This is a genomic window from Streptomyces sp. NPDC050448 (genome assembly GCF_040655295.1).
Taxonomy (GTDB): domain Bacteria; phylum Actinomycetota; class Actinomycetes; order Streptomycetales; family Streptomycetaceae; genus Streptomyces.
On sequence record NZ_JBFAJR010000009.1, the window covers coordinates 201,618 to 224,699 of the forward strand.

The window sequence follows — 23,082 nt, forward strand, 5'->3', positions numbered from 1 at the left end:
CCTTGACAGGCCAATTGTTAGCGCTAACAATCGCCGGACGACGCCCCGGCGGCATCGCTGCGCCCTCTCGGGGCTCCGTACGAAGGATGTGAAGTGACCGTGACCCCTCCCCCCCAGACCGCGGAGAGCCATGTCGTGGGTGTCGACTTCGGCACTCTCTCCGGCCGGGCCGTGGTGGTCCGCGTACGCGACGGCGAGGAGGTCGGCTCCGCCGTCCACGTGTACCCGCACGGCGTCATCGAGCGTGAACTCCCCACCACCGGTCAGCCCCTGCCGCCCGACTGGGCCCTCCAGCACCCCGAGGACTGGCGCGAGGTGCTGCGCACCGCCGTCCCCGCCGCAGTGGCCGCGAGCGGCATCGACCCGGCCGCCGTCATCGGCATCGCCACCGACTTCACCGCCTGCACCGTCCTGCCCGTACGGGCCGACGGCACCCCGCTCGCCGAGACCGCGCTGGGCGTTCGCCCGCACGCCTGGCCCAAGCTCTGGAAGCACCACGCGGCCCAGAGCCAGGCCGACCGCATCAACCACCTCGCCCACCTGCGCGCCGAGAAGTGGATCTCCCGCTACGGCGGCAAGATCTCCGCCGAATGGCAGTACGCCAAGGCGCTCCAGGTACTCGAGGAGGACCCGGACACCTACGCCGCCACCGAGCGCTGGATCGAGGCCGCGGACTGGATCGTCTGGCAGCTCGCAGGCGTCGAGACCCGCAACACCTGCACGGCGGGATACAAGGGCATCCACCAGGACGGCCACTACCCCAGCGAGGACTACCTCGCGGCCCTGCACCCCGATTTCGCCGACTTCGCGCGCACCCGGCTGGAGCATCCGCTGTCGCCGCTGGGATCCCGGGCCGGCTCCCTCACCGCCGAGGCGGCCGCCTGGACCGGGCTGCCCGAGGGCATCGCCGTCGCCACCGGCAACGTCGACGCCCATGTCGCGGCCCCTGCCGCCCAGGCCGTCGAGAACGGCCAGCTGCTCGCCATCATGGGCACCTCCACCTGCCACGTCGTCAACGGCCCCGCCCTCGCCGACGTCCCCGGAATCTGCGGAGTCGTCGACGGCGGCATCGTGGAGGGCGCCTACGGCTACGAGGCCGGGCAGAGCGCGGTCGGCGACATCTTCGCCTGGTGGCTGCGCCAAGGCGTGCCGACCCACTACCGCGCAGAGGCCGAAGCCACCGGCGAGGACCTGCACCAACTGCTGTCCCGCAAGATCGCCGACCAGCCCGTCGGCGGCCACGGCCTGGTCGCCCTCGACTGGATGAACGGAAACCGCTCCACCCTCGTCGACCACCACCTCTCCGGAGTCATCGTCGGCCTCACCCTCACCACCCGCCCCGAGGAGATCTACCGCGCCCTGCTGGAGGCCACCGCCTTCGGCACCCGCACCATCATCGACGCCCTGGAGCAGGGCGGCGTCCCCGTCACGGAGTTCATCGTGACCGGCGGACTGAAGAAGAACCCCCTGCTCATGCGGATCTACGCCGACGTGCTGCGCCGGCCCGTCTCCCTCGCCGAGTCCGCCCAGGGCCCCGCCCTCGGCTCCGCCATCCACGCCGCCGTCGCCGCCGGCGCGCACCCGGACGTACGCACCGCGGCCGCCGCCATGGGCCGCGTACGCCGCGGAGTCCACCAACCGGACACCGCGCGCGCCGACGCCTACGACCGCCTCTACGCCGAGTACCGCACCCTGCACGACCACTTCGGCACCGGCCCCGACAAGCTCCTCCACCGCCTGCGCGCCATCCGCAACGCGGCGCTCACCGCCCCGCGAACCGACCCCGAGGCCACCTTGGCCGCCCAGAAGAGCGAGGTCCGAGCATGAGTTCCCCGATCGATCTGCTGCGCCGCCAGGTCAGCGACCTCCACCAGGAGCTGGTCCGCTACGGCCTCGTCGTCTGGACGGCCGGCAACATCTCCGCCCGCGTCCCCGGCGAGGACCTGATGGTCATCAAGCCGAGCGGCGTCTCGTACGACGAGCTGACGCCCCGGAACATGATCCTCTGCGACCTGGACGGCAAGGTCGTCGAGGGCGACCAGTCCCCGTCCTCGGACACCGCCGCGCACGCCTACGTCTACCGCCACATCCCCGAGGTCGGCGCAGTGGTGCACACCCACTCGACGTACGCGAGCGCCTGGGCCGCGCGCGGAGAGGCGGTGCCCTGCGTACTGACCGCCATGGCCGACGAGTTCGGCGCCGAGATCCCCGTCGGCCCCTTCGCGCTGATCGGCGACGACTCCATCGGCCGGGGCATCGTCGAGACCCTCCGGGGCCACCGCTCGCCGGCCGTCCTGATGAAGAGCCACGGCGTCTTCACCATCGGCAAGGACGCCAAGGCCGCCGTCAAGGCCGCCGTGATGTGCGAGGACGTCGCCCGCACCGTCCACATCTCCCGCCAGCTCGGCGAACCCCTGCCGATAGCGCAGGACGACATCGACCGCCTCAACCACCGCTACCAGAACGTGTACGGCCAGCAACCCGCTGCCCGCTAAGGAGACCCACGCCCCCATGAAGGCACAGAAGGCAATCCAGGGCCGCGAAGTCTGGTTCCTGACCGGCAGCCAAGGGCTGTACGGCGACGACACCTTGCGTCAGGTCGCAGAGCAGTCCCGCCGGATCGCCGACGCACTCGGCGACTCGGGCATCCCGGTGAACATCGTCTGGAAGCCCGTACTCACCGACGCCGGCGCGATCCGGCGGGTCTGCCTGGACGCCAACGCAGACGACACCTGCATCGGCCTCATCGCCTGGATGCACACCTTCTCCCCGGCGAAAATGTGGATCGCCGGCCTGGACGCCCTGCGCAAGCCGTTGCTCCACCTGCACACCCAGGCCGATGCCGCACTGCCCTGGGCGTCGATCGACATGGACTTCATGAACCTGAACCAAGCGGCCCACGGGGACCGCGAGTTCGGCTACATCCAGTCCCGGCTCGGCGTCGCACGCAAGACCGTCGCCGGACACGTCGGCGACCCCTCGGTCGCTGCCCGGATCGCCTCCTGGGCCCGGGCCGCGGCAGGCCGCTCCGAGCTGCAGAGCCTCAAGCTGGCGCGATTCGGCGACAACATGCGCGACGTCGCCGTGACCGAGGGCGACAAGGTCGAGGCCCAACTCCGCTTCGGCGTCTCGGTCAACACGTACGGCGTCAACGACCTGGTCGCAGCCGTCGACGCGGCCGCCGACGCCGGCGTGACCGAACTGGTCAAGGAGTACGAGGACACCTACCGCCTCGCGCCCGAACTCCGCGCGGACGGGGACCGGCACGACTCTCTGCGCTACGCCGCGCGCATCGAACTCGGCCTGCGCGGATTCCTGACGGACGGCGGCTTCCACGCCTTCACCACCAACTTCGAAGACCTCGGCGGCCTGCGCCAGCTACCCGGCCTGGCGGTGCAGCGGCTGATGGCCGACGGCTACGGATTCGGCGGCGAGGGCGACTGGAAGACCTCCGTCCTGCTGCGCACGCTCAAAGTGATGTCCACCGGGCTGCAGGGCGGCACCTCCTTCATGGAGGACTACACCTACCACCTGGAGCCGGGGCGGGAGTTGATCCTCGGCGCGCACATGCTGGAGGTCTGCCCGACCATCGCATCGGACGTGCCGTCCTGCGAGATCCACCCCTTGGGCATCGGGGGCCGCGAGGACCCGGTCCGCCTCGTCTTCGACGCCCGGACCGGTCCCGCCGTCGTGGTCGGGCTGGCCGACATGGGCGACCGGTTCCGCCTGGTCGCCAACGAGATCGACGTGGTCGAGCCCCTCGAGCCGCTGCCGAACCTCCCCGTCGCGCGCGCCGTCTGGCAGCCGCGCCCGAACCTGCGCACCTCGACCGAGGCGTGGCTGACCGCCGGCGCGCCCCACCACACCGTGCTGTCCAGCGCGATCGGGACCGAGGAGCTGGGCGACCTCGCCGACATCCTCTCCACCGAGCTGCTGGTCATCGACGCGGACACCACGATCCGCCAGTTCACCAAGGAGATCCGCTGGAACCAGGCCTACCACCGCCTGGCCCAGGGCTTCTGACGCAGACGGCGGGCGGGGGGCCTCCCGGGCCGCCGCCGCCGCCGCCCTTTCGGTCCTCCCGAACCCGCCCCCGTCCCCCGAATCGGAGTGACGAACAGCCATGCCCGACGCGCCCACCCGCCTCGACGACGGTTCCCTGACGATCCGCCGCGAGCCGTACGCGACCCTCCCGGACGGGCGGGTCGTCGACCGCTGGGCCTTCGGCTCCGAGGGCGCCGTCATGGCGGAAGTGCTCAGCCTCGGCGCCCGGCTCCAGGCGCTGTACGCACCGGACCGGGACGGGCACCGCGCCGACATCGTGCTGGGCGGCGCGAGCGTGGCGGACATGCTCGGCGAGGCGAAGTACTTCGGGGCGACGGTCGGCCGCTACGCGAACCGGATCGCAGGCGGCGAACTGCCCGTCGAGGGCGCCGTCCACCGGCTGCGGACCCAGGGAAACGGCCACACCCTGCACGGCGGCCCCGAAGGCTTCGACGCGCGCATCTGGGACGCCACGCAGGTGCGCGAGCCGAGCCGCGTCGGCGTCCGCTTCACGCTGCACAGCCCGGACGGCGACCAGGGCTTCCCCGGCGCGCTCACCGTCCAGGTGACCTATCTGCTGGACCGTGCGGGTTCGCTCACACTCGCGTACGAGGCCGCCACCGACGCGCCCACGGTGGTCAACCTGACCAACCACGCCTACTTCAACCTGGCCGGCGAGGGCAGCGGCACCATCCTCGACCACGTGCTGCAGGTCGACGCGGACCAGTACACGCCCGTGGACGGGGAGTTGATCCCGTACGGCCCGCACTTCCCGGTCGAGGGCACCCCGTTCGACCTCACCGAGCCGCGCCCGGTCGGCGAGCGGATCACGGCCGACCACCCGCAGCTGACCCTGGCCGGCGGAGGCTACGACCACAACTGGGTGCTCCGTCCGCACGAGGGCCAGGACCCGCGGCAGGTGGCGGTACTGGCGCACCGCGCCAGCGGCAGACGGATGGAGTGCCTGACCACCGAGCCCGGCCTGCAGATCTACACCGGGAACCTCTTCGACGGCTCGCTGACAGGCCCGGGCGGCGCACCGTACCGGGCCTTCGCCGGGATCGCGCTGGAAACCCAGCACTTCCCCGACTCCCCGCACCGCCCCTGCTACCCCTCCACCGTCCTGCGCCCGGGGGAGGAGTACCGCTCGACCACCGTCTACCGGTTCTCGGTGGACCCCGGCTGACCCGGCGGCGCCCGGCCGCGCCCGACCGTGCGCGCTCACGGCGCCCAGGAGGGACCGGCATGCCCCCACCCGCCCCCGCGCCCGGTGTCGCGGTGCGGACCCGGCTGAAGAACCTCACGCCGCGCGATGAGGAGGTGCTGCGCCTGATGGGCTCGCATCTCGGAGCCCTGGCATCGCGCGATCTCAAGACGCGGTGCACCGACGGGCTGGATCACTCCGCGGACACGTGGGCGACCCGGAAGCGGGAACTCACCACCGTTCGTCGTCGCGGTGGGCGGGGGCTCTCACCAAGGCGTCGCATGACCAGTGGGCGCCGGCCCGGCGCGGCCAGACGGCGCACATCCAGAATCTGGAAGCCGGGATCCAGGCGATCACACACCGCCTGTCGCTGCCGATCGGCGAGAAGGGCAGCAAACGTGCACCGGGTGGTTACCGCACCCGGCAGGAGTGGTTCGCCAAGACCCGCCGCCTGCACATTCTGGAAGACCGGCCGGCCCGTGCGCGGAACGACCGCGAGGCCGGACGGGTCCGGGTCGCACGGGGCGGCAAACGACTCCTGGGTACCCGGCACCACCTCGCCGACGCGCAGCTCACCGAGGCCCAGTGGCGCCGGCGCTGGGAAGCCGCACGCTGGTTCCTCCAGGCGGACGGTGAGTCCGGTAAAAGGTTCGGGAACGAGACGATCCGCGTCACCCCCGACGGCGAAGTGTCGGTCAAGCTACCCGCCCCGCTCGCAGGTCTGGCCAACGCCGGGCACGGCCGGTACGCCCTCGCCGCCCGTGTCACGTTCCCGCACCGGGGCACCGAGTGGGCCGACCGTGTGGAAGCGAACCGGGCCGTCGCCTACCGCATCGATTACGACACGGACCGGGGCCGCTGGTACCTGACCGCCTCCTGGCACTACCCGCCGACGAAGACCATCCCGTTCGAGGCCGCCCTCGCGCACGGTGTGATCGGTGTGGACACCAACGCCGACCACCTGACTAGGAACGGTCTCCTACGAGTCGTACGGCGCTCCGGGCCAGTACCTGCGGCACTACGACTTCCTGCTCCACGTCCAGCCCGTCAGCACCACCTTGGCCAAGGCTGACGCCACCTTCCACCGGCAATGGCCGCTGCGTCCGGCCGCCCCCACGGGGTGCGGCCGGACGCAGCGGCTCAGGAACCGGCCTTGCGCTTGTTGTAGACGTCGAAACCGACCGCGGCCAGCAGCACCAGGCCCTTGATGACCTGCTGGTAGTCGGTGCCGACACCGACCAGCGACATACCGTTGTTGAGCACGCCGAGCACCAGGCCGCCGATGAGGGCGCCGAGCACCGTGCCGACGCCGCCGGAGGCCGAGGCGCCGCCGATGAACGCGGCGGCGATCGCCTCCAGTTCGAAGTTGATGCCGGCCTGCGGCGTACCCGCGTTGAGACGCGCCGCGAAGACCATGCCGGCGAGCGCGGCCAGCACACCCATGTTGACGAAGGCGAGGAAGACGACGCGCTTGCTCTTGACGCCCGACAGCTTCGCCGCGGCCTCGTTGCCGCCTATCGCGTAGGTGTGGCGGCCCAGGATGGAGTTGCGCATCAGGTAGCCGAAGGCGACCAGCAGCACGCCGAGGATCAGCAGCACGATCGGGAAGCCGTGGTAGCTCGCCAGCAGCAGGGTGAACACCAGTACCGCGGCGCCGATGGCGCCCAGCTTGGCCAGGAAGAAGCCGAGCGGGAGCAGGTCGAGGCCGTAGCGGGCGGCCTGCCGTCGGCCCCGGACCTCCTGGAGGACCGCCACCACGAGCACGACGAGCCCCAGCAGCAGGGTGAGGTTGTGGTAGTCGGTCTGCGGGCCGACCTCCGGCAGGAAGCCGCTGCTGATCTCCTGGAAGCCCTTGGGGAAGGGAGCCACCGACTGGCCCTGCAGCACGATCTGCGTCCCGCCGCGGAACAGCAGCATGCCGGCCAGCGTGACGATGAAGGACGGGATGCCGACATACGCGATCCAGAACCCCTGCCAGGCACCGGCGGCCGCGCCGATCAGCAGGGCGGCGGTCAGTGCGAGCGGCCACGGCACGTCGTGCTTGACCATCATGACGGCCGCGGCGGCGCCGACGAAGGCGGCCAGCGAACCGACCGAGAGGTCGATGTGACCGGCGATGATCACGATCATCATGCCGATGGCCAGGATCAGGATGTAGCTGTTCTGCTGGATCAGGTTGGTGACGTTGAGGGGCTGGAGCAGGATGCCGTCGGTCCAGATCTGGAACACCACGACGATCAGCGCCAGCGCGACCAGCATGCCGTACTGGCGTATGTTGCCGCGCAGCGCCCGCACCAGCAGGGGGCCGATGCCGCCACCGCCGCCGGGCCGGGCGGGCAGGGCCGTCTTGAGGTCCGTGGTGCCCGGGGTGTCCGTGGTCTCTGTCTGGGCCATGCCTTACACCTGCTCGTTCTCGGTCGCAGCGCTCACGGTCATGAGGCGCATGAGTGATTCCTGGGTCGCGTCCGCGCGGTCCACCTCACCGGTGAGCCGGCCCTCGGCCATCGCGTAGATGCGGTCGCACATGCCGAGCAGCTCGGGGAGTTCGGAGGAGATGATCAGCACCGCCTTGCCCTCGGCCGCGAGTTCGGCGATGACGGTGTAGATCTCGGCCTTGGCGCCGATGTCGATGCCCCGGGTGGGTTCGTCGAGGATCAGTACGTCCGGCTCGGAGAAGATCCACTTGCTGAGGACGACCTTCTGCTGGTTGCCGCCGCTGAGCTTCCCGGTCTCCGCGAACACCGAAGGGGCCTTGATGTTCATGGTCTTGCGAAAGGACTCCGCGACCCGGGTCTCCTCGTGCTCGTTCACCCACCCGCGCCGAGCGACCTTGCCGAGCGCGCTCAGCGAGATGTTGCGACTGATGTCGTCCATCAGGTTCAGCCCGAGGTGTTTGCGGTCCTCGGTGACGTACGCGATGCCGTGACCGATCGACTCCGGGACGGTGCGCGTGCGGATCTCCTCGCCGTCCAGCAGCACCCGGCCACCGGTACAGCGCCCGTACGAGCGGCCGAAGACGCTCATCGCGAGCTCGGTGCGGCCCGCGCCCATCAGGCCGGCGATACCGACGATCTCGCCGCGCCGCACTTCGAGCGACACGCCGTCGACGACCTTGCGCTGATGGTCGATCGGGTGGTGGACGGTCCAGTCCTCGACGGCGAAGGCGACCTCGCCCAGCTCGGGGGTGCGCTCGGGGTAGCGGTGCTCCAGATCGCGGCCGACCATGCCCCGGATGATCCGGTCCTCGGAGATGCCCTCGGCGCCGACCGCGATGGTCTCGATGGTCCGGCCGTCGCGCAGGATCGTGACGGAGTCCGCGACCTGGGCGATCTCGCCCAGCTTGTGCGAGATGAGGATGCAGGAGATGCCCTGAGCCTTGAGCTCCAGGATGAGGTCGAGCAGCTTGCGGCTGTCCTCGCCGTTCAGGGCGGCCGTCGGCTCGTCCAGGATCAGCAGCTTGACCTCCTTGGCGAGCGCCTTGGCGATCTCGACCAACTGCTGCTTGCCCACGCCGATGTCGGCGATCCGGGTGTGCGGGCTCTCGTCGAGGCCGACCCGCCGCAGGAGCGACTTGGCGTGGGTGAGCGTTGTGCTCCAGCTGATGATGCCCCGGGTGGCGTGCTCGTTGCCGAGGAAGATGTTCTCCGCGATGGAGAGGTACGGCACCAGGGCGAGCTCCTGGTGGATGATCACGATGCCGCGCTGTTCGCTGGCCCGGATGTCCTTGAAGGCGCAGGACTCGCCCTGGAAAAGGATCTCGCCCTCGTAGGAGCCGTGCGGGTGGACCCCGCTGAGCACCTTCATCAGGGTGGACTTCCCGGCGCCGTTCTCACCGCAGACGGCGTGGACCTCGCCGGGGGCGACGCTCAGGGTGACGTCGCAGAGCGCTTGGACACCGGGGAAGGACTTGCTGATCGAACGCATCTCGAGGACGGGTCCGGCCATGGTGGTGCATCCGTTCGACAGGGGCGGTACGGGCGGGGGCCTGTCAGGTCGACTGCCCCGCCCGTACGCGCCCGGCTCTGGTGCGGCCCTGCGTGCGGGGCCGCGGTGGCTACTTGAGCTGGTCGGCGGTGTACTGCCCGCCGTCGACCAGCACCTTCCGGTAGTTCTCCTTGTCGACGCTGACCGGCTGCAGCAGGTACGCCGGGACGACCTTGACCCCGTTCTCGTACTGCTTGGTGTCGTTGACCTCGGGCTTGCCGCCGGTGAGCAGGGCGTCGCCCATCTGCACCGCGACCTTGGCCAGCTCGCGGGTGTCCTTGTAGACGGTCTGCGTCTGCTCGCCCGCGATGATGGACTTCACCGAGGCCAGCTCGGCGTCCTGGCCGGTGACGATCGGCAGCGCCTTGCCCGGGCTGCCGTAGCCGACGCCCTTCAGCGAGGAGAGGATGCCGATGGAGATGCCGTCGTAGGGGGAGAGCACCGCGTCGACCCCGGCCGATGTGTACGACTTGCTCAGCAGGTTGTCCATCCGGGACTGTGCGACACCGCCGTCCCAGCGCAGCGTGCCGACCTGGCTGAGGCTGGTCTGACCGCTCTGGACGACCAGCTTCTTCTGGTCGATGTACGGCTGGAGCACGCTCATCGCGCCCTGGAAGAAGAAGGTGGCGTTGTTGTCGTCCGGCGAGCCGGCGAACAGCTCGATGTTGAACGGGCCCTTGCCGCTCGCGAGACCCAGCTTGTCGGCGATGTAACTGCCCTGCAGGACACCGACCTTGAAGTTGTCGAAGGTCGCGTAGTAGTCGACGTTCCCGGTGCCGCGGATCAGGCGGTCGTACGAGATCACCGGGATCTTGGCATCGGAGGCCTTCTGGAGGACGTTCGTGAGCGAGGAGCCGTCGATGGCGGCCACCACCAGCAGCTTGGCGCCCTTCGTGATCATGTTTTCGATCTGCGAGACCTGGTTCTCGACGACGTTGTCGCCGTACTGCAGGTCGGTCTTGTAGCCCTTGGCCTGGAACTGCTTGACCATGTTGTCGCCGTCGTTGATCCAGCGCTCCGACGACTTGGTGGGCATCGCGATGCCGACGAGGCCACCCTTGGCGTTACCGCCGCTTGCGCCGTCGCCCGCACCGTTGGCGCTCTGGCCGCAGGCCGTAAGGGCCAACGTGAGGCCCGCAGCAGCGAGGCCCATCGAAACCTTGCGCACTATTCCTCCAGTGGTATGCCGCGATCGCCGCGACCTCGGCAGGGGCCTCGGATCGGGTCGAGCGGGGGTCGAGCACCGGCCCGGGGTGGAGGGGGCCGGGTTCGTTCGGGGTCGGTACGGCCGACCGGGCGGCGGGGTGAGTGAACCCCGCTGGAGGCCCCGGTGGGTGCCCTCTGGGCTGGCGTTACATGAGTGTTAACGCTCACAGAAACCGCGTCAAGGGCCCGGAGATCACCGTTGGATATAGCGCGGGGCAAGCGGAGACGCGGTCGCGACGGGGGCTTGACCGGTGAATTGTTAGCGTTAACACTAGCTGCGACGTAGCAACGGCGGACATCAGCGTCAACGGCGCGGCGCAGAACGTCGCCACCACGCCCGGCAGCTACGCCACCCTCAGCCGCTCGTGGGCCTCCGGCGACGCGGTCACCGTCCGCCTGCCCACGCGGGTCGTCGTGCGAGCGGCCAACGACGACGGTTCCACCGTCAACCTGGGCCCGTTCCACGACGCGCACGGCCACAACTACACCGCCTACTGGAACGCCGGCGGCAGCGTCCGTCTCGTCAGCGTGGGCAGCGGTCTCCCCCTGGGCATCCTGAACATGCCCACGGCAGACGACGCGACCGTCCTGCAGTGGTCGGACAACGGGACCGCCGACCACAGATGGACGCTGCTCGACCAGGGGGACGGGGCCTACGACGCCCGGCCGGTAGGGCCACGGGACTCGAGGCCGGCGCGAGCAGCCGGTTCATGGCCGGTGTCTTGACACCCTGCGCCGCAGCCCACAGGATCGCCACGTGAACCTGTCAGACAGCCAGACAGGTGGTGGGGTCCCGCGGCGCGTCAGCGCGATGGAAGCGGTCTTCGGCCACCTGCGCAGCGCCATTGAGCGCGGTCAGTACGCCGTGGGCGACAAGCTTCCGTCCGAAGCGGAGCTGTGCCGGACCCTTGAGGTCAGCCGGCCCGTGCTGCGGGAGGCGCTCCGGGCCCTTCAGGCCATGGGCCTGACCGTCTCCAAGACCGGAAAGGGCACCTTCGTCGTGGCGAACACGGTCGAGGAACCCACCTTCGGTGACTACGCCGCCAGCGACCTGCTGGAGGTGCGCCAGCACGTCGAGATCCCGGTCGCCGGGTACGCCGCGCTGCGCCGCACCCCGGAGGACCTGGACCACCTGGCCCACCTGCTCGACCGGATGGAGCAGGAGACCGACACCACCGCGTGGGTCGCCATGGACACCGTCTTCCACCTGGCGGTGGCCGAGGCTTCCCGCAACCCGGTCTTCCGCCGGGTCATCGAGGAGATCCGTGACGCACTGGCGCGTCAGTCGACCTTCCTCAACGAGCTGGGTGGTCGGCGCGAGCAGTCCAACTGCGAGCACCGGGCGATCGTCGAGGCGCTGATCGACGGTTCCGAGCACGACGCGGTAGCGGCCATGTCCCACCACCTCCTCCGGGTCGAAACGACCCTCACCGACATCGTGCGCCCCAAGCGCACGGACACCCCCATGGAAGGCGGACCCGAGGCGTGAGCGAGCAGTTCCTCAGAGACGAGAAACGCCCCACGACCCGTCACGTCGATGCCGGGGACACCGGCTACAGCAAGTCCTTGAAGGCCCGGCACGTCAACATGATCGCCATCGGCGGGGCCATCGGCACCGGGCTCTTCCTCGGCGCGGGCGGACGCCTCGCGAACGCCGGGCCCTCACTGTTCGTCGCGTACGCCGTCTGCGGGGCCTTCGCGTTCCTCGTCGTGCGCGCGCTCGGCGAGCTCGTCCTGTACCGGCCGTCCTCCGGCGCCTTCGTCTCGTACGCCCGGGAGTTCCTGGGGGAGAAGGGCGCCTACACCGCAGGCTGGATGTACTTCCTCAACTGGGCGACCACCGGCATCGCCGACATCACCGCCGTCGCCACGTACACCCATTACTGGCGTCTGTTCTCCGACGTCCCGCAGTGGGTGATCGCGCTCATAGCCCTGGCCGTGGTCCTCACCGTGAACCTCATCTCGGTGCGGATCTTCGGCGAACTGGAGTTCTGGTTCGCCATCGTCAAGGTCAGCGCGCTGGTGGTCTTCATGGGCATCGGGATCTTCCTGCTGGTCACCCGGCACCCCGTCGACGGCGCCGTGCCCGGTCCGTCCCTGATCACCGACAACGGCGGGATCTTCCCCAACGGCCTGCTGCCCATGCTGCTGGTCGTCCAGGGCGTCGTCTTCGCCTATGCCTCCGTCGAACTGGTCGGCGTCACGGCCGGGGAGACCGAGAACCCCGAGAAGATCATGCCGAAGGCGATCAACTCGATCATGTGGCGCGTGGGCCTCTTCTACGTCGGCTCGGTCGTCCTCCTGTCGATGCTGATGCCGTGGAACAAGTACAGCACCGGCCAGAGCCCGTTCGTGACCGTGCTGTCCCACATCGGCGTTCCGGCGGCCGGCGACGTGATGAACCTGGTCGTCCTCACCGCGGCCATGTCCTCGCTCAACTCCGGCCTCTACTCCACCGGCCGCATCCTGCGCTCGATGGCCGTCAACGGTTCCGCCCCGCAGTTCACCGCCCGGATGAGCCGCACGCAGGTGCCGTACGGCGGCATATTGCTCACCAGTGGCATGTGCGTCCTCGGCGTCGGCCTCAACTTCGTGGTACCGGCGGATGCGTTCGAGATCGTGCTCAACCTCGCGGCGATCGGCATCCTCGCGACCTGGGGCATGATCATGGTCTGCCACCTCCTCTTCTGGCGGAAGACCCGTGACGGCGAACTGACCCGCCCCGGCTACCGCTTGCCCGGCTCCCCGTGGACCGAACTCGTGACGCTGGCCTTCCTCGCCTCCGTCCTGGTCCTCATGTACGCCGACGGCGGGGCGGCCCGCACCACCGTGCTGTGCGTGCCGCTGATCGCCGCGGCGCTGGTCGCCGGCTGGTACGCGATCCGGGGCCGCGTGGCGCGCGCCGCCGCCGGGACCGAGGGCTGAGACGGACGCGGCCCCGGCCCGACCCTCGGGCCGGGGCCGCGGTCGGCGAGGCCGCCGTCCGCCACCGGCCCGCGGCAACCCACCACCGAACGAGGCAGTGATGCACAGCAGTCTCCTGGCGGACGCACCCGCGATCCGCGAGCCCCGGTATGCACCCGTCGCCCATGTCACCCGGGGCGGCGTGATCGAGGGAATCCACTACGGCTCCGTCGTCGTCCTCGACAGCGACGGCGAGGTCCGGTTGAGCATCGGCGACATCGAGACCGCCTGCTACCCGCGCTCGGCCCTCAAACCGGTCCAGGCCGTCGCCATGGTCCGGGCCGGTCTACCGCTCGACGGAGCCCTGCTCTCCCTCGCGATGGGCAGCCACTCCGCCGAGGAGCACCACCTGGCAGGTACCCGGCTGATCCTCGAACTGGCCGGCCTCACCGAGGACGACCTGCGCAACGTCCCCGACCTGCCGTACGCCCCGGTGGTCCGGGACGCCTGGGTACGCGAGGGCCGCCCGCCCTCCCGGCTCGCCCAGAACTGCTCCGGCAAGCACGCCGCGATGCTGTACCTCTGCACACTCAACGGCTGGCCCCTGAAGACCTACCTCGATCCGGCCCACCCGCTCCAGACGGCGATCGCCGAGGTCGTCGAGGAACTCACCGGTCGGCGCATCGCGAACGTCACCGTCGACGGCTGCGGGTCCCCGCTGTTCTCGGTGTCCCTGCACGGCCTCGCCCGCGCCGCCGCCCGCATCGCCGCGGCGGCGCCGGGCACGGCCGAGCGCCGGGTGGCGGACGCGCTGCGCGGCCACCCGGAGATGGCCTCCGGCACCGGGCGGGACGTGGCCGAGCTGATGCGCGCGGTGCCCGGGCTGCTCGCCAAGGACGGCTTCGAGGGCGTCCAGATCGCCGCACTGCCCGACGGCCGGGCCGTCGCAGTGAAGATCGCCGACGGGGCGAACCGGGCGCGCGTCCCGGTGGCCGCCGCCGCCCTGGCCCGGGCGGGTGTCGACCCGCGGCTGCTCGCCGGGTTCGAGGGCGAGCCGATGACCGGCGGCGGCCGGCCCGTCGGCAGGATCCGGCCGGTTGCGGCGCTGGACCCGACCGCCTTCGCCACCGCCTGACCGGACCAGCTCCACAGCCCTGACCCCATCCACCTCAGGAAGAGGCCCGCACACCCATGACCGCCGCCACCCGCAGCGAACACGACCTGCTCGGAGACCGCGAGGTCCCCGCCGACGCCTACTGGGGCGTCCACACCCTGCGCGCCACCGAGAACTTCCCCATCACGGGCACGCCCATCTCCGCCTACCCGCACCTGATCGACGCCCTCGCCGCCGTCAAGGAGGCCGCCGCCCTCGCCAACGAGGAGCTCGGCCTGCTGGAGCCCGCCAAGGCCGCCGCGATCGTCACAGCCTGCCAGGAGATCCGCGGCGGCAAGCTGCACGACCAGTTCGTCGTCGACGTCATCCAGGGCGGCGCGGGCACGTCGACCAACATGAACGCCAACGAGGTCGTCGCCAACCGGGCGCTGGAACTGCTGGGCCACGCCAGGGGCCAGTACCGGCACCTGCACCCCAACGAGGACGTCAACCTCGGCCAGTCCACCAACGACGTCTACCCGACCGCAGTCCGGATCGCGACCGTCTTCGCGGTGCGCGGCCTGCTCGACGCCATGGCCGTCCTCCAGGACGCGTTCGCCCGCAAGGCCGTCGAGTTCCGCGAGGTCCTGAAGATGGGCCGCACCCAGCTGCAGGACGCCGTGCCGATGACGCTCGGCCAGGAGTTCTCCGCCTTCGCCGTCATGCTCGACGAGGACCGCAGCCGGCTCGCGGAGGCGGTCGAGCTGATCCACGAGATCAACCTCGGCGCGACCGCGATCGGCACCGGCCTCAACGCCCCCGCCGGATACGCCGAATCGGCCCGCCGCCACCTTGCCCACATCACCGGGCTGCCCCTGGTCACCGCGGCCAACCTGATCGAAGCCACCCAGGACTGCGGGGCGTTCGTCCAGATGTCCGGGGTACTCAAGCGCATCGCCGTCAAGCTGTCCAAGACCTGCAACGACCTGCGCCTGCTGTCCTCCGGACCGCGCGCGGGCCTCGGCGAGATCAACCTGCCGCCGGTCCAGGCGGGCTCGAGCATCATGCCCGGCAAGGTCAACCCGGTGATCCCCGAGGTCGTCAACCAGGTCGCCTTCGAGGTGATCGGCAACGACGTCACCATCACCATGGCCGCCGAGGCGGGGCAGCTCCAGCTCAACGCCTTCGAGCCGATCATCCTGCACTCGCTGTCGGAGTCCATCACGCACCTGCGCGCGGCCTGCCTCACTCTCGCCGGGCGCTGCGTGGGCGGTATCAGCGCCAACACCGAGGTGCTGCGCGCCACCGTCGAGAACTCCATCGGCCTGGTGACCGCGCTGAACCCGCACATCGGGTACACCGCCGCCACCGACATCGCCAAGGAAGCCCTCGCCAGCGGCCGGGGCGTGGCCGAGCTCGTCCTGGAGAGGGGCCTGCTCCCGGCCGAGAGGCTCGCCGCGCTGCTGCGGCCCGAGGTGATCGCGGGAACCGGCGCGGCGGTGGCCTGACGGCGGGGCGGCTGCGGCTTCCCGGCCCCGCACCGCACGTGCCGGCGGCAGAGCGGCCCGCACCGGAACACCGGTGCGGCAGCGCGCGACTTTGGCGCTGCTCCTCACTGCGCAACGGGGGCCGATCTTCGCGGCGACCGAGCGTCGTGTGGGTCGGTCCGCCACCGGCCGGTGTTCCCGAGCTCGAAGGCCGTCATGACGGACGGGAGCGAGTGAGGCCCAGGACGTCCGTGGGCGCCGGGTCCGCACCGGCCCGGCGCCCCGATGGAGTGGATCAGCGTCCCGCGATGCTCGACCGGACCTTGCGGCGGGCGTCGTCGGCGTCGTCTGCGAGCAGGGCCAGCTCGGCGAGTTCGCGGCACTCGGTGAGGGTGTGGGTGGCCAGGGCGGCCCGCACCTCGGGGAGCGAGGCGGGTGCGGCGGACAGGCTGGTGATCCCGAGACCGACCAGCACCAGGGCCAGTGCCGGGTCGGCGGCGGCCTCGCCGCACACGCCGATCGGACGGCCGTGCTCAGCCGCCGATGCGGCGGCGGTGGCGACCAGCGCGAGCAGGGCGGGCTGCCACGGGTCGAGCAGCTCGGCGAGGGAGCCGAGCGTCCGGTCGGCCGCGAAGGTGTACTGGGCCAGGTCATTGGTGCCGATGCTGAAGAAGTCGCAGACCTCGGCCAGCCGGTCGGTCCGCAGGGCTGCGGCCGGGACCTCGATCATCGCCCCGGCCACCGGCAGGCCGTGCGCACGGACCCGGGAGGCGAATTCGGCGGCCTCTCGCGGTATCGACACCATGGGGGCCATCACCCAGACCTGCGCGGTGCTGTCCTGGGCGGCCTCGGCGATCGCGGCGAGCTGGGTCTCCAGGAGCTGCGGATCCCGGGCGGCCGTCCGCAGGCCGCGGACGCCCAGGGCCGGGTTCTCCTCGTCGGCGGAGGTGGCGAAGGGCAGCGGCTTGTCCGCGCCCGCGTCCAGTGTGCGGACGACCACCCGGCGCCCGGCGAAGGCCGAGAAGACCTGCCGGTAGGCGGTGGCCTGTTCGGCACGGCCCGGTGCCTCGGTGCGGTCCAGGAAGAGGAATTCGGTGCGGAACAGGCCCACGCCCTCGGCGTCGGCGGCAGCCGCACCGGCCAGCTCGTGCGGCGCACCGAGGTTGACCAGCAGTGAGACCGGGTGGCCGTCGGCGGTCCGGCCCGGTCCCTGGAACCCGGCCAGTAGCTCGCGGCGACGGCGCTCCCGCTCGGCGGCCCGCTCGACCGCCTCCGGACTCGGGTCGGGCTCGATCACACCGTCCGCGCCGTGCACCAGGACCTGCCGGCCGTCCTCCAGTTCCGCGGCGGCGGTGCAGCCGACGACGGCGGGCAGACCGAGCGCCTTGGCGAGGATGGCCGTGTGACTGGTCGGCCCGCCGCGGACGGTGACGAGGGCCAGCACCCGCTCGGGGTCGAGCAGCGCGGTGTCGGCGGGCGCCAGGTCGTCGGCGACCAGGACGTACGGGTGCCCGGGGTCGGGCGGGCCGGGCACGGGCAGACCGAGCAGGTACGCCACCGCGCGGTCGCGCAGGTCGTCCAGGTCGGCGGCGCGTTCCGCGAAGTACCCGCCGGCGGCGACCAGCGCGGCGCGGAAGCCGTCGAAGGCGGTGGCGAGCGCGTGGGCGCCGTCGGTGCCCTGCTCTGCGAGGGCGGCGGCCCGGTCGGCGAGGACCGGGTCGGCGGCCATCATGGCCTGGGCCGCGAGCACCTCGGAGCCGGTGCCGCTCACGCGGGCGGCGCGCTCGTGCAGGCCGGTGACGACCGCACCGAGGGCGGCGCGGACCGCCGCCGCCTCGGCCGCCGGGTCTGCGACGGCCTTCGGGGCGGGCAGCGTGGGTACGGGTGCCATCCGGGCGACAGGCCCTACCGCACTGCCGGTGCCGACGCCGATCCCGCGTATCAGATCACTCATGCCGCTGCGTCGAGGTCGGAGGCGAGCAGGGCGGCCAGCGCCTTCAGCGAGTCCTGGGCCCGGTCGCCGGAGGCGGTGAGCTCCAGGGTCTCGCCGCGGCCGGCGGCCAGGGCGAGGACGGACAGCAGGCTGCGGGCGTCGACCGGGGCCTGGCCCGGGCGGCCGATGGTGACCCTGGCCGGCTGCCGGGCGGCGGCCCGGACGAACAGTGACGCCGGGCGGGCGTGCAGGCCGCTCTCGGAGCCGACGGTGACCTGGATCGAGTGCATGGGAATTCCTTGGGGAGACGATCGCCGACCCGGGTGGGAACCGGGTCGGCGGGAGAGTCGGGCACGGCGGCCCGCGCAGAGGGTGAAGCGCGGCCTTCGTGGTTCGTGCCCGGTCTTCGCGTACGGGGGCAGTCGCGGAGACCGGACGGTGCGTGGTTTCACGCCCGTTAGCGTGTTGTTTCGATTGGTTCTACGCCCGGTCAGCGAGGGATGTCAACACATTCGGGCAAGGTCAAGGACTGGGAGGCAGACTGGACGTCGTCTTGCTTTTTCGGCCGGAGCACGTATGGTCGGGCTTCACCAGGCGTAAACAGACATGAAACGGACCCAATCCCACATGTATGCACCCGAGCGGCAGCAACGCATCCTCCGCCTCGCCCAAGAGCAGGGCAGAGTGGACGTGCCGACGCTGGCCGAGGACTTCGGCGTCACGCAGGAGACCGTCCGCCGTGACCTGAGCGCCCTCGACCGGGCCGGTCTGCTGCACCGGGTGCACGGCGGCGCACTGCCCGTCGGCGCACTGCACCTGGAGCCCGGCCTGGCCGAACGGGACTCCACGGCCGGCGCCGAGAAGGAACGCATCGCCAGGGCGGCCCTGGCCCTGCTCCCGAGCGAGGGCAGCGTGATCCTGGACGCGGGAACGACGGTCTCCCGGTTGGCCGGCCTGCTCCCCGCCGACTGCACCCTCACCGTCGTCACCAACGCTCTCCCGGTCGCAGCCCGGCTGGCCGACCATCCCGGGCTCGCCCTCCACCTCGTCGGAGGGCGGCTGCGCCACCGCACCCATGCCGCCGTCGACGCCTGGGCCCTGCGCGACCTGGCCGACATCCACGCGGACGTCGCGGTGATCGCCACCAACGGCTTCTCCCCGGAGGGCGGTCTTTCGACGCCGGACCTCGCCGAGGCGGCCGTCAAACGGGCCATGCTCACCGGCGCCGGACGGGTCGTCCTGGTGGCCGATTCCTCCAAGTTCGGCGCCCGCCATTTCGCCCGGTTCGGCTCGCTGGACCAGGTCGACGTCCTGGTCACGGACACCGGACTGACCGACGCGCAGGCCGCCGAGATCGAGAACCACGGACCGGAAGTCATACGCGCATGATCGTCACCATCACCCCGAACCCCAGCCTCGACCGCACCTACGAGCTGGGAACGCTCGCCCTGGGCGAGGTGAACCGGGCCGCGCACGACCGGCTGGACCCGGGCGGCAAGGGCGTCAACGTCTCCCGTGCGCTCACGGCCGCCGGCCACCGCACCCGTGCCGTCCTGCCACTGGGCGGCTTCTCCGGGCAGCTGCTCTCCGATCTGCTGCGCCGCCAGGGCATCGAGGTCGCTGCAGTCGCGATCTCGGGCGACACCCGGATCAACGTCTCGATCGCCGAGGACGGCGGCGGCCTCACCAAGATCAACGCGGTGGGTCCCGAGCTCAGCGCCGCCGAGTCGGCCGCGCTGCTGGCGCTCGTCCGCGTCGACTGCACCGGGAACGACATCGGCTGGCTGGCCTGCTGCGGCAGCCTGCCGCGCGGACTGGTACCCGAGTGGTACGCCGAGCTGGTCGCGCAGGTGCACTCGGGTGGCACCCGGATCGCCCTGGACACCTCCGGGCCCGCACTGCTCGCCGCGCTCTCGGCCCGCCCCGACGTGGTCAAACCCAACCGGGAGGAACTCGCGGAGGCCGTGGGCCGCCCGGTCGTCACCGTCGGCGACGCCGTGGACGCGGCCGGGGAGCTGCGCAAGCGTGGCGCCCAGCAGGTCCTCACCAGCCTTGGTGCGGACGGGATGCTGCTGATCGCCGAGGAGGGCAGCTGGTACGGCAGCGCACCGGTCGCGGCCGTCCGCAGCGACGTGGGAGCGGGCGACGCCTCACTCGCAGGCTTCCTCGGAGCCGGTGGTACCGGCCCCGGGGCACTCGCGGCGGCCTTGGCGCACGGCGCCGCCGCCGTACAACTGCCGGGGAGCGTCATGCCGACCCCGGCCGATCTGGACCCGGCCGCGGTGCTCGTGACGGCGGACATCCCGCTCGAACGACCGCTTCGCGGTTGAGAACAGCCTCCTGAGGGAGGGACGCCGACGGACGAACGCCGAGCGCGAGACCGGCGCGGCTGCGACCACAGCGGCCGAGCGGGCACTCGCAGGCGAACGTCCGGCATCCCTGCCGGAGGCACCACGCCCGACCGTGTGGGACGGAAGGGCGACCCCGGGGGCAAGAGAACACTGTCAGCCACCAGTTGAAGGATCGACACGATGAGCGACACCAGCGGACTGATCACACCCGCACTCGTTGATCTGCATCTCGCCCCCGAGGACAAGAGCGAAGCTCTCCGTGCCCTCGCCCAGCGGCTGGTCGCCGAGGGCCGGGTCACCGACCTCGACGGCTTCCTCGCCGATGTCGCCGCCCGCGAGGCCCAGGCCCCCACCGGGATGGGTGACGGAATCGGCATTCCACACTGCAGATCACCCCATGTCACGCAGCCGAGCCTGGCCTTCGGCCGCAGCGCGAGGGGGGTGGACTTCGACGCCCCGGACGGACGGCCCGCCGACCTGATCTTCCTGATCGCAGCACCGGCCGGTGCGGACGACACCCATCTGCAGATCCTCGCCGCGCTGGCCCGCCGGCTGATGGACCCCGCTTTCACCGGCGCCCTGCGCGATGCCGAGAGCCCGAACGCGGTCGCGGCCCGGATCAACGGCGAGGAGGCGCCGGCCGCCGCTCCGGAGACGGCCGCCCCCGGCGGTGGGCTGCGGCTGGTCGCGGTGACCTCCTGCCCGACCGGCATCGCCCACACCTACATGGCCGCCAAGGCCCTGGAACTGGCCGCCGCCCGGGCGGGTGCGCAGATCCAGGTCGAGACCCAGGGCTCGGCCGGGACGACGCCGCTGGCCCCCGAGATGATCGCAGCCGCCGATGCCGTGATCTTCGCCCATGACGTCGAGGTCCGGGACCGCGCCCGCTTCGCCGGCAAGCCGACCGTGGACGTGGGCGTGAAGGCCGCCGTCAACCGCGCCGACGACCTGATCTCCCGGGCCGCCAGGCTGGTCACCGAGACCGGCGGCGGCGCACGTGCCGCCGCCGCACCGGTCGCGGCACCGAGCGCGCCGGCGGGCGAGCACTGGGCCCAGCGGCTGCGCACGTACCTGATGACGGGCGTCAGTCACATGATCCCGTTCGTCGCGGCCGGTGGTCTGCTGATCGCCCTCGCCTTCGCGATCGGCGGCTACCAGATCGCCTCCGCCCCGTCCGTACTGGGCCACTTCGAATGGACCTCGTCGCACAGCTGGGCGGCGATGCTGTTCCAGACCGGCAAGGCCTCCTTCGGCTTCCTGGTCCCGATCCTCTCCGGATACATCGCCTGGGCGATCGCGGACCGGGCAGCACTGGCCGCCGGCATAGCCGGCGGTGCCGTCTCGGTGGCAGTCGGCGCGGGCTTCCTCGGCGGCATGGTGTCAGGTCTGATCGCGGGCTTCCTGGTGCTGTGGATGATCCGGTGGAACGTGCCGCAGGCGATCAAGGGCATCATGCCGGTGGTGGTGATCCCGCTGCTGTCGGTGGGGGTGGTCGGCTTCCTGATGTTCGTGGTGGCCGGCTCACCGATCGCCTCGGCCATGCAAGGCCTGACCGACTGGCTGAACGGCCTCTCCGGCTCCAACGCGATCCTGCTCGGCACGCTGCTCGGCGCGATGATGGCCTTCGACATGGGCGGTCCGCTCAACAAGGTCGCCTACACCTTCGCCGCCGGTGCGCTCACCGCCGCGGGTACCGCCCCGGACTCCGGCAGTCTCAAGGTGATGGCTGCCGTGATGGCCGCCGGTATGACCCCGCCGCTGGGCATGGCCTTGGCGACCGTCGTCCGGCGTCGGCTGTTCACCGCCGAGGAGCGGGAGAACGGCAAGGCTGCCTGGGTGCTCGGCGCGTCGTTCATCACCGAAGGTGCGATCCCGTTCGCGGCGGCCGACCCGCTGCGGGTCATCCCGGCGAACATCGTCGGCAGCATGACCGCCGGCGGCCTGGTGATGGCCTTCGGCTCCACCCTGCGTGCCCCTCACGGCGGAATCTGGGTGCTCCCGCTGATCGGCAGCCCGTTCCTGTACCTGATCGCGGTCGCGGCGGGGACGGCGGTCACCATGGCGGTGGTGGTCGTGCTGAAGGGGATGCGGAAGCCCGCCGCCCCGGCGGCCCCCGGCTCCCCCGTCGCCGAAACGGAGTTGGCCGCCGCCTGACGGGAGCCGCCGGACGGGAGCTACGGAACCGGGGAATGCCCGGTTCCGTAGCCGCCCGCGTGAGCACTTCCACCACAGGAGCCTTCGAGTTCCGGCCGTGGCCGGGGCGTCCGGACGGCCACCACCCGCCCGACCGGGCTCGGCCGGTCGTCACCGCAGGCGTCAACCACCGCAAGAAGGGTGCCGCGAACACCCCGGCCGCGCTCGGGTCGATCCGCGCGCCCCGCCCGGACGGCGTCCCGGTCCACGTCCTGGCAACCTCTCCCCCACAAGGGCGAGGCAGATCCGGCGCCGGTCCAGGATGAGCCGCGTCGAGCTGTGCTCCACCCCGGCCCACGCGTCCTGGGCCAACCCGTCGAGGCCCACTCCGGACCCTTGCGGCAGTTCACCGTCGCCGACTTTGACCACCGCAACAACAGGGTCCGGACCCGGGCCTGCACGCCCATCTGCGCCGCGCAACACCGACACCCGTCACCCCGACGTCCTCGCCGTCCTCGCCGTCCTCGCCGACCTCGCCGACCTCGCCGACCTCGCCGTCCTCGCCGACCGACGACACGAACGCACCGGCACCTGCCGGACGTTCGAGCCCCTGGCCTCTTCGACCCGGCGAAACCTTCCCGGTCGAAGCACTAGTGTGATGCGCCGGAAATCTCAGGGTTAAGTCTGTAGCCTGTTGTTATGTCGCCGGGTCCTCGTGCCGTTGAAGTCCGCCTGTCCGATGA

17 protein-coding genes and 2 pseudogenes are annotated in these 23,082 nt (G+C 71.3%); 14 read left to right on the forward strand and 5 right to left on the reverse strand.

Going from position 1 to position 23,082, the window contains the following annotated elements; genetic code table 11:
* Positions 1-99: 99 nt before the first annotated feature.
* The 6 genes and pseudogenes from AB0I68_RS14235 to AB0I68_RS14260 all read left to right on the forward strand — a co-directional run bounded on the left by AB0I68_RS14235 (position 100) and on the right by AB0I68_RS14260 (position 6,456).
* A complete protein-coding gene (locus AB0I68_RS14235; RefSeq protein ID WP_363177543.1) occupies positions 100-1,827 on the forward strand; it encodes a ribulokinase in 1,728 nt (575 codons plus the stop codon).
* Positions 1,824-2,495 (forward strand): L-ribulose-5-phosphate 4-epimerase, encoded by a 672-nt coding sequence (locus AB0I68_RS14240; protein WP_363177544.1) that lies wholly within the window; start codon positions 1,824-1,826, stop codon positions 2,493-2,495. Before AB0I68_RS14235 ends, AB0I68_RS14240 begins: the two co-directional genes overlap by 4 nt.
* A 16-nt stretch (positions 2,496-2,511) precedes the next feature.
* The gene (gene araA, locus AB0I68_RS14245; RefSeq protein WP_363177545.1) at positions 2,512-4,023 is read left to right on the forward strand and encodes an L-arabinose isomerase; all 1,512 of its coding nucleotides are present in this window, start codon (positions 2,512-2,514) and stop codon (positions 4,021-4,023) included.
* Between the two features lie 100 nt (positions 4,024-4,123).
* Positions 4,124-5,230 carry an aldose epimerase family protein gene (locus AB0I68_RS14250; protein ID WP_363177546.1) on the forward strand — a complete coding sequence of 369 codons (1,107 nt, stop codon included), beginning with the start codon at positions 4,124-4,126 and terminating at the stop codon, positions 5,228-5,230.
* 59 nt (positions 5,231-5,289) lie between these two features.
* Positions 5,290-6,212 (forward strand): annotated as a pseudogene (locus tag AB0I68_RS14255) (IS200/IS605 family accessory protein TnpB-related protein); the annotation flags it as partial.
* Between the two features lie 46 nt (positions 6,213-6,258).
* On the forward strand, positions 6,259-6,456 hold the full coding sequence (locus AB0I68_RS14260; protein ID WP_363177568.1) for a hypothetical protein: 198 nt from the start codon (positions 6,259-6,261) through the stop codon (positions 6,454-6,456).
* Here AB0I68_RS14260 and mmsB read toward each other — a convergent pair.
* From mmsB to chvE, 3 genes are all read right to left on the reverse strand, one after another.
* Complete coding sequence (gene mmsB, locus AB0I68_RS14265) at positions 6,389-7,642, reverse strand: multiple monosaccharide ABC transporter permease (RefSeq protein WP_363177547.1); 1,254 nt, start codon at positions 7,640-7,642, stop codon at positions 6,389-6,391. The two genes, AB0I68_RS14260 and mmsB, sit on opposite strands and share 68 nt — an antisense overlap.
* Before the next feature lie 3 nt (positions 7,643-7,645).
* Complete coding sequence (mmsA, locus tag AB0I68_RS14270; RefSeq protein WP_363177548.1) at positions 7,646-9,193, reverse strand: multiple monosaccharide ABC transporter ATP-binding protein; 1,548 nt, start codon at positions 9,191-9,193, stop codon at positions 7,646-7,648.
* A 109-nt stretch (positions 9,194-9,302) separates the two neighbouring features.
* Positions 9,303-10,385, reverse strand: a complete 1,083-nt coding sequence (gene chvE / locus AB0I68_RS14275) for a multiple monosaccharide ABC transporter substrate-binding protein (RefSeq protein WP_363177569.1) — start codon at positions 10,383-10,385, stop codon at positions 9,303-9,305.
* Between the two features lie 344 nt (positions 10,386-10,729).
* Between chvE and AB0I68_RS14280 the strand changes: the two are divergent.
* From AB0I68_RS14280 to aspA, 5 genes and pseudogenes are all read left to right on the forward strand, one after another.
* Positions 10,730-11,095: pseudogene (locus AB0I68_RS14280) on the forward strand (RICIN domain-containing protein); the annotation flags it as partial.
* A gap of 154 nt (positions 11,096-11,249) precedes the next feature.
* A complete protein-coding gene (locus AB0I68_RS14285; protein ID WP_363177570.1) occupies positions 11,250-11,927 on the forward strand; it encodes a FadR/GntR family transcriptional regulator in 678 nt (225 codons plus the stop codon).
* Positions 11,924-13,363 (forward strand): amino acid permease, encoded by a 1,440-nt coding sequence (locus AB0I68_RS14290; RefSeq protein WP_363177550.1) that lies wholly within the window; start codon positions 11,924-11,926, stop codon positions 13,361-13,363. The genes AB0I68_RS14285 and AB0I68_RS14290 overlap by 4 nt, the downstream gene beginning before the upstream one ends.
* A gap of 100 nt (positions 13,364-13,463) precedes the next feature.
* Entirely contained in the window at positions 13,464-14,477 is a 1,014-nt protein-coding gene (locus tag AB0I68_RS14295; protein WP_363177551.1) for an asparaginase, read from the forward strand.
* A gap of 56 nt (positions 14,478-14,533) precedes the next feature.
* Positions 14,534-15,943 (forward strand): aspartate ammonia-lyase, encoded by a 1,410-nt coding sequence (aspA, locus tag AB0I68_RS14300; protein WP_363177552.1) that lies wholly within the window; start codon positions 14,534-14,536, stop codon positions 15,941-15,943.
* A gap of 274 nt (positions 15,944-16,217) precedes the next feature.
* Here the strand turns inward: aspA and ptsP are convergent, their stop codons facing one another.
* Both ptsP and AB0I68_RS14310 read right to left on the reverse strand, forming a co-directional pair.
* The gene (gene ptsP / locus AB0I68_RS14305) at positions 16,218-17,876 is read right to left on the reverse strand and encodes a phosphoenolpyruvate--protein phosphotransferase (protein ID WP_363177553.1); all 1,659 of its coding nucleotides are present in this window, start codon (positions 17,874-17,876) and stop codon (positions 16,218-16,220) included.
* Positions 17,873-18,145, reverse strand: coding sequence for an HPr family phosphocarrier protein (locus AB0I68_RS14310; RefSeq protein WP_363177554.1), 273 nt, complete (start codon positions 18,143-18,145; stop codon positions 17,873-17,875). Before AB0I68_RS14310 ends, ptsP begins: the two co-directional genes overlap by 4 nt.
* Before the next feature lie 337 nt (positions 18,146-18,482).
* On the opposite strand from AB0I68_RS14310, the gene AB0I68_RS14315 reads away from it, so the two are divergent.
* From AB0I68_RS14315 to AB0I68_RS14325, 3 genes are all read left to right on the forward strand, one after another.
* On the forward strand, positions 18,483-19,244 hold the full coding sequence (locus AB0I68_RS14315) for a DeoR/GlpR family DNA-binding transcription regulator (RefSeq protein WP_363177555.1): 762 nt from the start codon (positions 18,483-18,485) through the stop codon (positions 19,242-19,244).
* A complete protein-coding gene (gene pfkB, locus AB0I68_RS14320) occupies positions 19,241-20,185 on the forward strand; it encodes a 1-phosphofructokinase (RefSeq protein WP_363177556.1) in 945 nt (314 codons plus the stop codon). Before AB0I68_RS14315 ends, pfkB begins: the two co-directional genes overlap by 4 nt.
* Before the next feature lie 201 nt (positions 20,186-20,386).
* Entirely contained in the window at positions 20,387-22,360 is a 1,974-nt protein-coding gene (locus tag AB0I68_RS14325) for a fructose-specific PTS transporter subunit EIIC (protein ID WP_363177557.1), read from the forward strand.
* Positions 22,361-23,082: the final 722 nt, after the last annotated feature.